Genomic DNA, 16,528 nt, shown 5'->3' on the forward strand with positions numbered 1-16,528 from the left:
AAGCACCATTTGTCATTGGAGGTTGTCATGCCGAACTTGTTTCGGCACCTCCTGCAAAGCAAATGTTTTAAAAAAGATATTTAACTATCACTACATCTAACGAAGCGTCCTTAAATTAATGGAGATGCCGAAACAAGTTCGGCATGACAACTCTAACGGGACACAGTCTCCTCCATAATTTCGGAAGCAGGTGGGGAGTTGGTGAATGTTTTTTTGCAAGTGCTAAAATATTTTTCAAAAAAAAGCGCACCCAACATTGGATGCGCTTTTCTATTTCGATCAAAAACTATTTCGCTTTTTCCTCTAAATCCATCAACTGCTCAAACAGCTGCTCGTATTCTTTCGTCAGTATAGCAATATCGGCTACTGCTTTTTTATAAGCCGCTTCGGCTTGGGCAAAGGATTGTGCGTTGGCGTAAATATTCGAGTTGCCAAGTGATGCTTCCAACTCTGTTCTTTGCTGGTTCAACTTTGCCAGTGTTTCCTCTGTTTGCTGAAATTTACGTTGTACCCGCTGCAATTCCTTTTTTGCTTCTTTATCAATGGGCACATTTTTCACCGGCTGCGCCACGGGCTGCGGCGCAGGTTTTTTCACTTCCTTTTTCTCTTCCTTAGTCGGTGCCGCATCACCTTTACGTGATGCCATGCGTTCTTTCCACGCTACATATTCTTCATAGCCGCCTTTAAACTCTTTGATTTCGCCATCAACAATTTCCCAGATCTTATTGGCTGCTTTCGATATAAAATAACGGTCGTGGCTCACCAGCAGGAACGACCCTTCGTACCGGTTCAAGGCATCAACCAACAATTCGGTAGAATGTATGTCCAGGTGGTTAGTCGGTTCATCGAGCAGCATAAAATTGGCCTTCGAAATAATGGTTTTGGCCAATGCTACCCTTGCTTTTTCGCCACCGCTTAACACGCGAATTTTCTTTTCTACTTCATCGCCGCCAAACAAAAAACAACCCAACAGGGTACGCAACTCCAGCTCGGTTTTTTTCGAACCGGCGTCTTTCATTTCATCAATAATGGTGTTGTTTACGTTCAGCGATTCCAGTTGGTGCTGCGCATAAAAAGCCGCTTCTACATTGTGTCCCCATTTGCGGTTGCCCTGGTGCGGCTCGGTGCCGGCCACAATGCGCAACAGCGTTGATTTGCCTTTACCGTTGGCGCCAATCAGCGCAATTTTATCACCGCGTTCTATTTCGGCGCCCGTGTTATTAAGGATCTGCAGGTCGCCAAAATTTTTCGATACATCCTTTAGCTCCACCAACACACGGCCCGGTGTTTTATCCACGGCAAAGTTGATGCGTATGTCCGGGCGTTCAATGGTCACATCTTCGATGCGGTCCAATTTATCCAGCCGCTTCATCACGCTTTGTGCCTGCGCAGCCTTGCTGGCTTTAGCCTTAAAGCGTTCAATAAAACGTTCCTGCTGGCGAATGTATTCCTGTTGGTTTTCAAAAGCACGTTGCTGCAGCTCAACACGTTGCTGTTTTTCTACTTCGTAAAACTCGTAGTTGCCGTTATAAAAATGCAATTCACGCTGGTACAGCTCCACGATCTTTTTCACCATGCGGTTCATGAAATAGCGGTCGTGGCTCACAATCACCACAGCGCCTTTATAATGCTGCAGGTATTTTTCCAGCCATTCAATCGACGGAAGATCCAAGTGGTTGGTCGGTTCATCGAGCAACAAGAGGTCCGGTGCCTGCAAGATCATTTTAGCGAGCAGCACCCGCATACGCCAGCCACCGCTGAATTGTTTGTAGGGCTTTTGCAGGTCGGCATTGCTGAAACCAAGGCCTTGCAACACTTCTTCGGTTTGGTGCTGCACCGTATAGCCGCCAGCTTCTTCAAACTCGTGGAGTTTTTCGCTGTACAGCATCAATTTTTCATCCGATGAATCGGTTTCCAGTTCCTTTGTTATTTGCTCCAGCTCTTTTTCAAGCGCCATCGCTTTGTCAAAAGCATGCATGGCCACACCCAGTATCGACTCGTTGGTGTCAAACGAAAGTAGGTCCTGGTGCAGGTAACCAATAGTGGTAAAACGGCCTTTCTCCACCTGGCCGGCGCTGGGCAGGTATTCGCCCACCAGCACTTTCAGCAGGGTCGATTTGCCGGTGCCGTTGTAGCCCACCAGCCCAATGCGTTCGCCCGGATGGATATGCCAGGTTGCGTCGCGAACAATGGTACGGGCACCAAATTCAAAGGTCAGATTCTGAAAACCAGCTAACATAAGAAAAATTGAAGGCGCAAGTTAAAGAGTTTCCCATTGTGGCGGCGGGTTTGGGGCTGGGTATCGCAAATCTTAACGGATTGTGGCGCCGGACAGTGTACATTGCTCGAGGGACGTTGTTTCCACCACCTGCAGTGCGTTTATCAAAATGGCGCTATTAATTCAGCGAAATGTAAACGATCCGGTGACGCTTTTTTGTAAAATATATACCCTTCAGCAGCTGGCGTGCGGCGATGCCGCCAATGGCCGTAGCCGCCGGGGCAATCAATGTATTCAGGTTTTCTTTTGCGGTGACGGGTTCCTTATTCATCAGGCCGTTAAAAACATTGAGGAAAATATAGCCTCCGCCGCCGATCGCAGCATAACCCGCCAGCCGGCCGTAAAAGCCGCGTTTTCTGGAATACACTTCAATCCGTCCAATGTCCTGGTAGTGCACCCGGTCAATGCGCCGTGCAAAAGTATCCACCATCGTTACACCCAGCGTAGTGGGCACAGTGCGAATGTTGTAGGTATGGATATAAATAGAATCGTTGCGCATCGTTACTATACCGCCCGAGATCGGTGTGCCGTATTTAGTAATAAATGAAATGGTGCTGCCGGCATAAAACGTTTTGATGGTACGGCCATTCTTACGGCGTACACTCAGCATATCCGGCATTTGTGCAACAGCCGAAAAAGTAGTGGAAAAAACCAATAAAAAAAGCAGCAGTCGATGCATCAGGGCTAAAGTACCACCTAGCCCTGTTGTGTAATTGTTAAAGGAAAAATTATCTGTATTTAATGTGTTCTGCTTAAAAAATGTAATGCACGAAGATTGATAAAAAAGAAAGGGGCGCAATAGGGGCTATGGCAATGCCTGCGGGTTTAATTTTGCAAAAAGAACAGCACATGAAAAAGATTGCTTTACTGGTTGTATTGGCGCTTATTGGCGTGTTTGCCTGGTACTATTGGGAAACAAAACCCAAGCCCGACCAGGAAGTTAATTTGGTCAAGCCGGTAAAAGCAAGCCAGCACAGCGCTGCATTTAACCAATCGGTTGATTCGGTACTGCAGGCCTACTATGCGCTTTCCGAAACATTAGTGGCCTGGGATTCGGCCAAATTGGCGCCGGCTACCGAAAAATTGCAAAAGGGACTGGCAGATTTGAATTTACAGGAACTGCAACAGGACTCTGCACTGTTTACGCCGGCACAAGCACAACTGAAAACAGTACAAGACCAAACCGCTGCATTTGCCAGTGCCGCCGGCCTGGAAGCAAAGCGCCGCACGTTCCACGAACTTTCCGGCAACCTGTACAACCTGCTGCATACTGTAAAATACGACGCATCGAAAGTGTACCTGCAAGAGTGCCCGATGGCGTTTAACGACGAAGAAACAGGCAACTGGATCAGCCAAACCGCCGACATCCGCAACCCGTATCTTGGACTGCACCACCCGCGGTATAAAAGCGGCATGCTGCAATGCGGCGAGGTAAAGGATTCGCTGGTTTTCGACCAAGTGCAGTAACCTAATCGGGGTTTGCATTGTTGTACCGTACACAAACTCCCTAATTTCCCAGCAACGGATGAAATATATCTGCAGCCTGATTGTACTAGTGGCAACGCTTTCCGCCACAGCACAAAAGAAATACACCATCAGCGGCTATGTTCGCGACAGCGCCACCGGCGAATCGGTGATTGGTGCCACCATTACGGTAGTGGGTAGCAGCATGTCGGTGGGCAGCAACCAGTATGGTTTTTACTCACTTACCCTCGACTCGGGTGCCTATGCATTGTCGCTCTCACATGTAGGTTACCTGGCGCAGGGCAACGAAGTGCAACTCAATCAAAATGTAACCCTCAACTGGACATTGCTTTCCAAGTCGGCGGCATTGGCCGAAGTGCAGTTGTTTAGCCGCAGGCGCGACCAAAATGTGCGCAATGCGCAAATGGGCCGCATTGACCTTTCGATAAATCAAATAAAAAATATTCCGGCCTTCATGGGCGAAGTGGATATTTTGAAAACATTGCAACTAATGCCCGGCGTTCGCAATGCAGGGGAGGGCAATGCCGGTTTTTATGTGCGGGGCGGTGGCGCCGATCAAAACCTGATCATGCTCGATGACGCCGTGGTGTACAATACCGGCCACCTGTTCGGTTTTTTTTCCATCTTTAATTCGGATGCAATTAAAAATACGTCGCTCATCAAAGGCGGCATGCCGGCACAGTATGGCGGGCGCCTTTCCTCGGTGCTCGACATTACAATGAAGGACGGCAACAACCAAACGTTTGAAGGTGAAGGCGGCATTGGCGCTATTGCTTCCCGGCTTTCGTTGCAAGGGCCGCTGGTAAAAAACAAGGCGTCATTTATCGTATCGGCAAGACGCACTTATGTAGATGCTTTGATCAAGCCATTTGTAAAAAAGACCAGCGATTTTTATGGCTCCGGCTATTACTTCTATGACCTCAATGCAAAAGTGAATTACCGTTTTTCGGAAAAAGACCGCTTGTACCTGAGTGGGTATTTTGGCCGCGATGTATTTGACTTCAACAACCAGCGGCGTTCATTTGGTGCCAACATTCCGTGGGGCAACAGCACGGCTACGTTACGTTGGAACCATGTGTTCAATCAAAAACTTTTTGCCAACGCCACGCTGGTGTACAATGATTATAAATTCAAGTTTGCCGCCAACCAGGATAATTTTTCTGTGTCGCTAGCTTCAGGCATCAGGGATGGCAGTGCAAAAGTTGATTTTGATTATTACCCCGCACCAAAGCACAAGATCAAGTTTGGCGCCGTGGCCACTTACCACCGGTTTACGCCCAACGTAGTAAGCGGCCGCCAAGATTCGGTGGCGTTTGCGCCCAGTAATGAAGGAAACAAGTTTGCGCTGGAAAACGGCGTGTACATCCAGGACGACTGGGACATCAGCGACCGGCTGAAACTCAATGCCGGTGTACGTTGGACAGGATTTACACAACTGGGCCCGTACACCCGCTATACCCGCGACATTAACCGGAACAAATTGGATAGCATTGTGTATGGAAGCGGCGACAAGATCAAGGAATACAATGGGCTGGAGCCGCGGGCTACGCTGCGCTACACTATTGATGATGCTTCATCGCTTAAAGCAGGCATCAACCGAAATTTTCAATTTATACATTTAGTCAGCAACTCAGGCTCAACGCTGCCCACCGACCTTTGGGTGCCCAGTACATTTATTGTAAAACCGCAAATTGGCTGGCAATATGCGTTGGGTTATTTCCGTAACCTGCGCAACAATATGTTTGAAACCTCGGTGGAGGTGTATTACAAAAACATGCAGAACCAGATTGAGTACCGCGAAGGGTACACGCCTGGTTTACAGGATCCGGAGGAAGAATTTGTTTTTGGTAAAGGCTGGAGCTATGGTGCCGAGTTTTTGGTAAATAAAGTGCAGGGCAAATTGACCGGGTGGATCGGCTACACGCTTTCCTGGACCTGGCGCCGTTTCTCCGATTTGAATGAAGGCAATAAATACCCGGCGCGTTACGACCGCCGACATGATTTATCGGCAGTGGCTACTTACAAACTAAGCCCCAAGTGGCGTTTTGGTTCTGTGTTTGTTTTTGGCTCGGGCAATGCGGCATCGCTGCCTGAGCGATTTTATATTGTTGAAGGTGTACTAACGCAGGAGTATAGCCGAATCAATCAATACCGAATGCCTTCGTATCACCGCATCGACCTCTCGGCCACGTACACGCCACAGGCAAAAAAGAAACGCCGTTATGAAGGCAATTGGGTGTTTAGCATCTACAATGTGTACAGCCGGCAAAATCCTTATTTTATCTACTTCGACCAAACAGGAAGCCCGCTGGAAGGCACCTTAAAAGTGGAAGCAAGGCAGGTGTCTATTTTCCCCATCATACCGGCGGTGACGTATAATTTTAAATTTTAGGGGATAAAATTAAGCGTCGCTTTAGTGCTCATTCTGAATTGAAAGCACAGAAAAAATTCTGGTTTGTACCGCTTTCGTTTCCATCCTATACCGATTTACAACCGAAATAAGTTTTTGAATTTAGGTACTGTCATGCCGAACTCGTTTCGGCATCTCCTCCTAATGTTTGGAAAATATTGATAAGGGATGGGTATGCCGAAACGAGTTCGGCATGACATTGCTGCGAAACGAAACGGATCATTGATCGCGATTTGCAAAAGCCTGAAAATAAAAACCGGCCCTGTTGGGCCGGTCTGTTGAAAAACAAAGCAATCGTTAGCCAATAATTTATCAAAGCATCAGGCAGTGCGTACCAGTTGGGTGCGGAAAACACCTCTCCTGGACGTTGTTGCTGCTTGTTTTGTTTTTTGCATTTGCTGCTCAAACGCTGCATGTAATTTTTGCGCAGCTGCATCATAAGCAGCGCCGTCTTCCCAGGCATTGCGCGGGTTCAGGATGCTCGCCGGCACACCCGGACATGAAGTAGGAATCCGCAATCCAAAGACGGGTTCGGTTTCAAAGATCATGTGCTCCAGCACCCCGTCCAGAGCCGCTTTAATTAACGCACGGGTATATGCCAGCTTGATGCGGCTTCCGGTGCCATAAGAGCCACCGGTCCAGCCGGTATTCACCAGCCATACATTCACCGCATTGTTGCGAATTTTTTCTTTCAGCATTTTACCATACACCTGCGGGTGCAGCGGCAAGAATGGTGCGCCGAAGCAGGCGCTGAACGTACTTTTCGGCTCTGTGATGCCCGTTTCAGTTCCGGCTACTTTCGCAGTATAGCCGGCCAGGAAATGATACATTGCCTGCTCGGAAGTAAGCCGGCTGATGGGCGGCAATACCCCGGTAGCATCGCAGGTCAGGAAAAATATATTTTCGGGAATGCCGGCTACCGAGGGTATCACTGCGCCTTCTATATAGGAAAGGGGATAGGATACCCGTGTGTTCTCGGTAACGGCGCTGTCGTCGAAATTGATTTGCTGTGTACCTGGGAAAAACGAGGTGTTCTCAACAAGTGCACCGGGACGGATGGCCGCAAAAATCTGCGGTTCTTTTTCAGCGCTTAAGCCAATGCATTTCGCATAACATCCCCCTTCGAAATTGAAAATGCCTTCATCGCTCCAGCCATGTTCATCGTCACCCACTAGTCGTCGGTCCGGGTCTGCACTCAGCGTGGTTTTGCCAGTACCGCTCAATCCAAAAAATAAGGCAACATCTCCTTTTTTACCAACATTCGCGGAACAGTGCATAGGCAATACCTGCTGCATGGGCAGAAGGTAATTGAGCACGGTAAACATGCCTTTTTTGATCTCGCCGGTATAGCCGGTGCCGCCAATCAGAATATGTTTTTTGGCAAAATCAATGACCACAAACTGTGGAGCGTTGGTGCCGTCTACTTCGGGATCGGCCAGGAAACCCGGCGCATGAAAAATATACCATTCGGGTTGAAACGTTTCCAGTTCAGGGCCTTTAGGTGCAATAAACATATTGCCTGCAAAAAGACTGGCCCAGGGCTTTTCGGAAACAAGACGAAGCGGCAGTGAATAATTAGGATCGGCACAGGCAAATGAGTCGCGAACCCAGAGTTGCCGTTCTGAAAGATAGCGCATCATCTTCCGCTGCAGTTCTTCGGCGCAGGTTGGCGAGATGGGTTTGTGAAAATCATTCCAGTGTACGAATTCGTCGCTCATATCATCCTGCACCACGTACTTGTCTTTGGGCGACCGGCCGGTGAATTTTCCGGTGTTGATGACAAGTGTTCCGTTTTGGTCCAGAGAGCCTTCTCCGATATCAAGGGTTTGGCGGGTTAACGATCCCGAATCGCATTGGTAGTGTAGCAAGGGCTTGCGTATGCCCTGGCACCACAACTGTTGGTTAAGTGAAGCAAGCAATCGTTGAAACATTTATGGCAATTTAGTTTGAAGCTACGAAAAAACAAAAATGACACCAAAATGGCATCATTTTAATAAAATTATTTTTACTGGCCACCCTTTCGTGTTAAAAGAACACTTTTCAGCAAAATCATAGTTGCATAAATATTGTATTGTTTAGTCGGTCGACCGCATGTGTTTATCTAAAGAAAGACCGCGTTCCTTTCATGTTATCGAAAAAGCGTTTAGTCCGCAGCGTTATATTTCATTGGCATAAAAAATCCAGTTCAGCAGCGATTCCATTGCCTTTTAAAAAAATTTTCAGTCCCAGTTTTGGTAGCGCTGCATAATTGGTAGTCCCTGTACCGACGAAAAAGGGATGCAGTACGCATCCCTTTTCTGTAATTCAATTCGAGTTTTAAATATTGTACATAGTGGCAAGTGCTACAACTTCACCGTCTGCATGTAATCTGCGTTCAATTTTGCGGCATTCAACGGAGTAGTACCGGCGTATGCTTCCTGTTCTACAATGTAATATTGCATGCCCGACTTTTCCATTTCCAACAGCATGCGCTGGTAAGGAATGCTGCCTTTACCCAGCACCACCGATTCAAACTTATCGTTGCTGCCCGAAACAGCGCCGCGGTCCTTTACATGGCACAGCGTAAAACGGTTGGGGTATTTTTTCATCCACGCCATCGGGTCCTGGCCGGCCATCACCACCCAGTAAATATCCATTTCAAAATCAACCGTTGATGGGTTAGCCATCTGCATCATCACATCCTGCGGCAGTTGCCCTTCCACGGGGCGGAACGAATAGTCGTGGTTGTGGTAAGCAAACTTCAGCCCGCGCTGCTTGCAGATGTCGCCGCACTGGTTGAAGCGGTCGGCGGCTTTTTTATAAAAATCCAGGCTTTTGTTGGCACCGAGGTACGGGCAAATCAGGTACTTCATACCGATAGCCGCAGCCTCATCAGCCTTTTGTTCGAAGTTGCGGTTCATGTCGCAATGGGTAGAAACCATCGTGAGGCCAATGCCGTCGAGGTAGCTTTTCATTTCTGTGTTCTTCATGCCCCAAAAAATTCCCTGGTTGCCCTCATATCCTTCCACTTGCTTGTATCCAAAATCGGCAACCTGTTTTAGAACGCCTTTAGGATCTTTTGGAAAATCTTCGCGCAGGGTGTAGAGCTGCAGGCCAAAAGGTTTTGTGTTTGCGCCGGCGCTTCCTTTTGCAGCAGTGCAACCGGTTATTTTTGTAGCAAAAGAAGTAAGGAAAAGACCCGACCCCAAGGCGGTGGCGGTCTTTAAAAAGTTTCTACGATTGTTTTGCATTTGGCTGGGGTTGAAATTTAATATAGCGCCAATTTATGTAAAATATTTCCATGGCCGGTTATTTGTACCGCATCATGCTTCCGCGGCACTTGTTCCCTTCATGAACTTGCGGACGTTGGATTTGTTAACCCAAGCAGGGCCGAAACAGCGCGGCATTTTAAACAACCCTTAAAACCTACAAAATGTACCAGGTATCGATAGAAAAAGATTTTCCGGTAACGGCAGAAGAATTGTACCAGGCATGGACCGAGCCCGAGGCACTGAAGCGATGGTGGCACCCAATGGGCAACGATCTTTTGGAAGTGGAAAATAGCCTGCAGCCCGGCGGCAAAGTGCGGTACATATTTGAAGCCGGCCAACAAAAAGAGCGGATCGAGATTAGCGGAAATTATGAAACGGTAGAGCCGGCTAAGCAATTAGTGTACACCTGGAACTGGCACCTGCCGCAGGCTACGATTGGTAATGGGCATTACAAACTGACCATTGGTTTTGAAGCAAACGGCACTTACAGCAAACTGTCAGTGCGGCAGGATAATTTTGACTCCGAAGAAGCCATTCAGCCACACCAGCAAGGTTGGGAAGCGGCGTTGAACGACCTGCACCAATTTGTATCGCAGGGTAAAGCAGCAGAATAAATTACAATAGCTGGAAGCCTGCACCGGCGGGCTTTCAGGCCCTGCTTTCGGTATACATCAGGTGCAACAAGTGCTGGTATTTTTCCAGGATTTGTTTGCGGCGCAGCTTTAGCGTGTGGGTTAGTTCGCCGCCTTCGATGGTCCACTCTGCGGGAATAAGCTGAAACTTTTTTACCTGCTCTACCTGGTTGAATTGTTTGTTGTACTGCTGCACTTCTTTTTGAATGATCTGGTGCACCTCGTTGTCCTGCACCACGGCTTCGTTGCCCGGGTATGTTTTACCTCGGTTAGCATACCACTCCTTCAACACGTTAAAAGCAGGGACAATCAACGCCGACACAAACTTTTCGCCGGCACCGGTCACCATCAGTTGTTCGATCCAACGGCTTTGCACCATGCTGTTTTCAATAGGCTGCGGCGCCACGTATTTGCCGCCGCTGGTTTTGAACATTTCTTTTTTGCGGTCCGTTATTTTCAAAAAACGATCTTCTTCCCACACGCCAATATCGCCGGTGTGCAGCCAGCCATCCCGCACGGTCTCCGCCGTCAGTTCGGGTTGTTTGTAATAACCCAACATTACGTTTGCTCCCTTCACCAGGATTTCGCCGTCCGCAGCAAGTTTTACCGTAACGCCATCCAACACCGGCCCAACAGTGCCAAACCTGCGGCCCGATTTGTGGTAACGGTTACCGCTGATTACCGGCGAAGCTTCCGTCATGCCGTAGCCTTCCATAATGTTGATGCCCGCTGCTGCAAAAATGCGTAAGAGCTTTACCTGGCATGCGGCTGCACCAGTAATGATGGCTCGGACACGGCCACCCAAAGCAGCTCGCCATTTTGAAAAAACCAATTTGTTGGCAAGGGCCAGTTGCATTTCGTACCAGGGCCCCAGCCGCCGGTTGATTTCGTACGCCGATGCCAGCCGCAGCGACCAGTCGAACAATCCCTTTTTCACACCGCTTAGCTCTGCGCCTTTTGCCTGGATTTTTTCATACACTTTTTCCAGCAGGCGTGGTACTGTTGTAAAAATTACCGGTTGTACGTCCTGCAGATCCTCAGCAATAGTGGCGGTGCTTTGTGCGTAGTAAATGGAAACGCCGGTGTAGAAATATAGATAAGTGGCTGTTTTTTCAAATGCATGATTGAGCGGTAAAAAACTCAATGCCTTGTCGCCCCTGATGCCGATTTCCTTGAACAGGGGGTAGCAACTCATGATGTTGCTGATCACATTTCGGTGCGATAGCATGACGCCTTTAGGCACACCGGTTGTGCCGGATGTATAAATAATGGTGGCTAAATCCTCTGGTGTGATGGAGGCTTTCAACTGGGCCAAAGTTTGTTGTGGCACTTCGTCAGCAGGCACCAACAGATCTTCCCAATGCAGTTCGCCCGCTATTTTTTCAAAAGTATAGATGCTTTGCAAGTGGTTTAACTGCGGTAAAATGGGCTCAGCTTTTTCCAACAGTTGCGCATCGTTTACCACCAGCATTTTTACCTGTGCATGTTCCAGAATATACTGCAACTCACTTGGATGCACAGTAGGATAGAGCGGCACCAGCACAGCACCGATCTGCTGCACTGCCAGATCGAGTAAAACCCATTCCGGCCGATTCTTACTAATCAGGGCCACTTTGTCGCGGCCTTCCCAGGTGCCGTCGCCGCCCGAAATGCCTGCTTCCAAAAGCCCGGCAGCCAAACGCTCTGATAGCTGCTTTACCTCGGCGGTGCTGTACCGGCGCCATTCGCCGGCCTCTTTTGCCGCCATCATATCAGGTAACGGAAATTGCTGCAACTGATAATCCACCAGGTCAAACAGTCGTTGCGGCATATTTGGAGTCAGTGTATTCATAAGTAGTACAAGGCGAAGTTAGCCCGAAAAAGGGTGCCCGTTGTCGGGCGGCAAAACTCGGGTATTACCGTTAAAAAAAGGCGGCAAAAATGCCGCCTTTCCAGGCAGTTACAAAAGCGTAAGAAACTGTAACTGCCGTGGCATCACCCAATAAAAAGCGTCTCGAAAATGAAAAGTGTAATCGGGGTGTGCCGTCATTATGTTAGCAACAACCAATGTGCCATTTTTTGTAAAATGGGCAATCGAAATATTGTAAATACAAGTTTCTTAAAAAATAAAGTCATCGCGTTACTACGGCTTATGCTCTTTTCGGCAAAGCCGGCGGGATAGCTGGCTTGCTGCGTTTGCTGCTCAGGTATTTTTGCCGGATGATTTCGCTCATCGGTTTCTGGTGCACCTTGCTTTCCACCCACGATATCACGTCAAGGTATGCAAACGACCGCGTTTCGTAGCGGTTCTTTTCCAGGTGTTTGATGCTTTGCAAAAACGCTTCTAGTGCCGGTTTCAGCTTGTGCCGCGACAAATGGAACGATGCCCGCAGGAACCGGAACATTTCTTCTTCCACTACCGTCAGGTTTTTCATTTTGGCCATAAACCGGTACACCGATTTGGTGAGCGATTCCATTAACTCAAAATTGCCCAGCTCGTAGTGCGCCAGCAGGTGCATCAGGCGTGCATAACACTGCAGGTCGGTGCGCAGGTCCACATGGTCGTTGATGATGCGCTGCAGGTAATCGATGGACGTTGTAAAATCTCCGGAGCCAAAATACAACGTGGCAATTTTGTAATTGAACACCATGATGCGGTGCATATCGAGGAACAGGCGGAACTCGGAAATTTTTTCTTCCAGATGCGGCACCAGCGCAAGGCCTTCTTTGAAGGTGCCCAACATAAAATGCTGGTTGATTTTTGCCTGTTGCAGGTAGATAAAAGTTTGCACCCGGAAGTTGTCATGGTGCTGCACCAACGGCTTCTGGCTGAAGCTTTCAAAATGCTGCAGCGTTTCCTCAAACTTCTGGTAGTTGCGCAAATCGAAATGTGCATTCAGCAGGTTGTGCAGGCCTTTGATGTAGTGGCCCGTTTCCACCTGGATCATCCAAGAATGGGTTTCAAAAAGGTCGACCCATTTTTGCGTGTAGCGGTAATACATCAAAAAATCCTGGCGGATAAATGCATACCAGCAATAGCTTTGACAGAGGTACAGACGTTCGTAAAAACCAACCTGCTTGTGCGCATTGCGTGGCAGGGTAGAACGGAAAAACACCCGCACATCTTTTTCATCGTCCTCATTGCGCACATGCCCGTTTTTTACATACCAACTGTACAACTGCAACGCGAGGTTAGACAACTGCGTGATCATCCAGCGGCGTTCGTGCACGCCGGTTGATTCTGCCGCCAGCAAATCGGCTTTGTGCTGAATGCTGCGGGTGATATGCAATGTTTCGATCTTTTTTTCCAGCGAAATAACCTGCATCAAAATCGAATCCTGGTAATACTGGTGTGCCTGCTCTTTAACCCGGTCCAAAATCTTCAGGCTTTGCAGGTACAACCCTTTGTAATACAGGATGCGGGCATATTCGAGCTGTTCGTTCAATTCAAAGTCGATGTTCTCCGTGCGCTTTAGCAGGCGCAGCGAAGCCAGCACTTGTTTGTACAGGTGCGTTTTTAAATTAGACAGTTGCGGCTTTTCGGTTCCGGGTAGCTTTTTGAGCAACAGCTTTTCGTCGTACTCACTCATTTTATCCAGCGCATCGAAGAGTTGGATGATTTTTAAGTCTTCTTTAGCCGAACTTCTTTTGATATATAATTTGAAATGGCGCTTTTCAGACTTTTCCAGGGAGTGGATCAGTTGAAATAACGTATCGGAAAATCTATTGGCCATAATGGAGAAATACTCTTAAAACCCTTTACTGACAATACTTTTGGCGGACACCACTGGTTTTAGAGATAATTTTAAGCAAATTTATTTGATTCCGTGCACGAATGTGCATGTGCTATTTTTGTTTTAACAGACCGGAACAAAACATACGGCAGCAATCGGAAGTCAGCAAAATGGTAAGAATCGTTAGCCGCCCTGGTCGAAAACGCTGCTAAAGGCAGCAGAGAAAAAGATTATTCGAACTCTTTCATATGGCAAGCAATCGTTAGTCGCCCGCTGTTTCCACAGTGGGCTTTTTCTTTCTGTGGGCTGTGAAGGTAGGGCCTGGTGCGATAACCGCGTAAAAAATTTATAAACAGCCTATTTCGGGTGTGGACAACTCAAAAAACAAGCGCAAGACCTGCGCTGCGCAAACCAATACATTTTCCGGCTTGTGTGTGGCCGTTTCCAGCCATCGCTTTTGGCAGTATTGGTTTACATTTGCGCCAGCTATAACAGACAGGAATTACAGCAGGCAGGTGTATTTCGAATGATGATTATTTTAGGTCCCGTTTGAATTCAATCCTTATGCATTGATCTGGTCCCTCCATCCTGCAAGTGCAGATAAGAAAACAAAAATTTATACTGTCCGATACGTGTAACAGAAAACGTTCCCCCTGCAAGCCAGGGGGATTTTTTTGGGGTTAGTTCTTATTCAGTCCCAAAAATTCAACCATCCATGTATTCACCAAATCCATCCATTTTACGTCGCTTTTCGGATTGTCCATACCGTAGCCATGTCCACCGGTTTCGTATAAATACACGCGTTGCGGTAGCCCGATCTTTTTCATTGCAGCAGCAAAAAAGAGCGTGTTCTCCACTTTCACCGGGTCGTCTTTTGCATGCACCAAAAATGTAGGTGGCGTTTGTGCATTTACCTGCACATCGTTGCTGAAGTTGCGAATCTGTTCCTGCGTTGGATTTCTTCCAAGCAACTGTTGCCGCGAACCCAAATGGCCTACCGAATCGGCAAACGAAATCACCGGATACACAAGGATCATAAAGTCGGGGCGCAGGCTGGTGCGCTTTGGATTTTGGATGTGCGTTTCGTGGAAATGCGTGCCTGCCGTGGCTGCCAGGTGCCCACCCGCTGAAAAGCCCATGATCCCGATGAGGCCGGGATGGATGCCCCATTTGTCCGCACCTTCACGCACCAATTGTATGGCTCGTTGCGCATCCTGCAAAGGGCCGATCTCGGGCTGCACCATTGTTTGCGGGTTAGGCAGGCGATACTTCAACACAAAAGCAGTTACACCCATTTCATTAAATTTTTTGGCCACATCGGCGCCTTCGTGGCCGGCGGCCAAAATGGAATAGCCGCCGCCGGGGCAGATGATCACGGCTGCGCCATTGCGTTTTCCTTTTGCAGGCAAATAAGCCGTAATTGTAGGCCTGCTTACTTTGGAAATAATCAACCGGTTGGATGAATTAACCTCAGATTTTTCTTCGTTGGAGCCGGGTTTAGAGTTAGGTATAGCGCCTTCATAAAGGGGCATCGTTGTTTGGGCACTAACGGTCATGGGTAAGGTAAAAATGATTAAAAGCAAAAGACAAGCGATCCTGGCCATGCGGGGTGATTTACTACTAAAATACACCGTTGGCTGGCAAACACGACGCCGCAGTGCCCTTTATTTCTATTGCCAGGTGATTGGACCTTCCCGCATGCTAGCTATTTCCCATCGTTTTATAGAAAAACCCGCATTGAAAAAATGCGGGGTTTGCGTTTTCTATTTACGCGAAGTCATCTGCGGCGTTGGAACTCCGTTTGCCCTTACTGATTTCAAGTAATTGTAGATCGCCTTCAAATCATCATCGCTCATATTTGCAAAGGCTGTCCAAGGCATATGGCTTTCATCGTAAGCCTTGCCCATCCTGAACCGTTTGATAAAATCTTCCTGCTTCCATGCCCGGATGCGGCTGGAAGGATCGCCGCTGATATTGGGCGGCGTAAGGTGTACCATTTTCGGGTCTTCGGCGCCATTACCACCAGCCAGCGGTTCGCCAATATATTCGCCCATGCCGCCCCGCACTGTGTGGCAGCCATTGCAATTGGCGACGTTCATCACCAGGTATTTACCATATTCTGCGGATGTATCACGCTCCACTTTTTGTGGCACTGGGCCCGATGGGCCTACCGGCTTGATCATAAATGCCATGATGGCCCGGCCAACGATATTTAAATTGTTTTCCGGCACATGGTTGCGCACCGGCTTTTGTGCCCGCAGGTACGAAATTACCGCGGTCAGATCCTCGTCGCTCATATCGTGAAAAGGCATGAAATCCAACACAGGACGGCCGTTGGCGTGCACGCCATAACGCAATACCCTGGCCAGTTCTGCATCGGTGCGTTTGCCAATACCGGTTTCGTTATCCGGCGTAATGTTTCGGGCATAAATATTTCCAAACGGCAGCTCAAAAGCGTAGCCGCCATGCAGCGGCACATTTAATCCTGCCTTCAACAACGAGTCGGCATTTTTAGGTCCATGACAGTTGACACAATGCGCAGGGCCGGTTACCAGCTGGCGGCCCCGGTCAATAAGAATGCTGTCGGTAGATGCTTTGATACTGGGATAGGGCGCATCAAATTTTTTGCGCAGCTGCACTTCCATGGCAACGAGCAATATTGCAAACAGGGAAACAATAACGATCCCGGTCCATTTGAGCACTTTTAAGGTTTTGCGTAGCATGATTTCTTTTTTTGGTTGCTGCGCCAAACTTACCAG

11 protein-coding genes are annotated in these 16,528 nt (G+C 48.3%); 3 read left to right on the forward strand and 8 right to left on the reverse strand.

The window, feature by feature from the left end:
• Positions 1-286: 286 nt before the first annotated feature.
• Positions 287-2,239 (reverse strand): ribosomal protection-like ABC-F family protein, encoded by a 1,953-nt coding sequence (gene abc-f, locus EPD17_RS12030; protein WP_132054512.1) that lies wholly within the window; start codon positions 2,237-2,239, stop codon positions 287-289.
• Positions 2,240-2,396: 157 nt separating this feature from the next.
• Entirely contained in the window at positions 2,397-2,957 is a 561-nt protein-coding gene (locus EPD17_RS12035; RefSeq protein ID WP_132054514.1) for a hypothetical protein, read from the reverse strand.
• 170 nt (positions 2,958-3,127) lie between these two features.
• On the opposite strand from EPD17_RS12035, the gene EPD17_RS12040 reads away from it, so the two are divergent.
• Entirely contained in the window at positions 3,128-3,745 is a 618-nt protein-coding gene (locus EPD17_RS12040; RefSeq protein ID WP_165929598.1) for a DUF3347 domain-containing protein, read from the forward strand.
• A 58-nt stretch (positions 3,746-3,803) separates the two neighbouring features.
• Positions 3,804-6,155, forward strand: a complete 2,352-nt coding sequence (locus EPD17_RS12045) for a TonB-dependent receptor (protein WP_132054518.1) — start codon at positions 3,804-3,806, stop codon at positions 6,153-6,155.
• 338 nt (positions 6,156-6,493) lie between these two features.
• On the opposite strand, the gene pckA is transcribed toward EPD17_RS12045, so the two are convergent.
• Together pckA and EPD17_RS12055 are read right to left on the reverse strand one after the other, a co-directional pair.
• Positions 6,494-8,104 (reverse strand): phosphoenolpyruvate carboxykinase (ATP), encoded by a 1,611-nt coding sequence (gene pckA, locus EPD17_RS12050; RefSeq protein ID WP_132054520.1) that lies wholly within the window; start codon positions 8,102-8,104, stop codon positions 6,494-6,496.
• 411 nt (positions 8,105-8,515) lie between these two features.
• Entirely contained in the window at positions 8,516-9,403 is an 888-nt protein-coding gene (locus EPD17_RS12055) for a sugar phosphate isomerase/epimerase family protein (protein ID WP_132054522.1), read from the reverse strand.
• 182 nt (positions 9,404-9,585) lie between these two features.
• Here EPD17_RS12055 and EPD17_RS12060 point away from each other — a divergent pair, with 182 nt between their 5' ends.
• A complete protein-coding gene (locus EPD17_RS12060) occupies positions 9,586-10,038 on the forward strand; it encodes an SRPBCC family protein (RefSeq protein ID WP_132054524.1) in 453 nt (150 codons plus the stop codon).
• Positions 10,039-10,072: 34 nt separating this feature from the next.
• Here EPD17_RS12060 and EPD17_RS12065 read toward each other — a convergent pair whose 3' ends face one another.
• The 4 genes from EPD17_RS12065 to EPD17_RS12080 all read right to left on the reverse strand — a co-directional run bounded on the left by EPD17_RS12065 (position 10,073) and on the right by EPD17_RS12080 (position 16,492).
• Complete coding sequence (locus EPD17_RS12065) at positions 10,073-11,887, reverse strand: AMP-dependent synthetase/ligase (protein ID WP_132054526.1); 1,815 nt, start codon at positions 11,885-11,887, stop codon at positions 10,073-10,075.
• Positions 11,888-12,185: 298 nt separating this feature from the next.
• Entirely contained in the window at positions 12,186-13,769 is a 1,584-nt protein-coding gene (locus tag EPD17_RS12070; RefSeq protein WP_132054528.1) for a hypothetical protein, read from the reverse strand.
• A gap of 680 nt (positions 13,770-14,449) precedes the next feature.
• Complete coding sequence (locus EPD17_RS12075; protein WP_132054530.1) at positions 14,450-15,373, reverse strand: alpha/beta hydrolase; 924 nt, start codon at positions 15,371-15,373, stop codon at positions 14,450-14,452.
• 159 nt (positions 15,374-15,532) lie between these two features.
• Positions 15,533-16,492, reverse strand: coding sequence for a c-type cytochrome (locus tag EPD17_RS12080; protein WP_132054532.1), 960 nt, complete (start codon positions 16,490-16,492; stop codon positions 15,533-15,535).
• Positions 16,493-16,528: the final 36 nt, after the last annotated feature.

Origin of the sequence: Pseudocnuella soli, assembly GCF_004347775.1 — a bacterium.
Taxonomy (GTDB): Bacteria; Bacteroidota; Bacteroidia; order Chitinophagales; family Chitinophagaceae; genus Flavisolibacter; species Flavisolibacter aquaticus.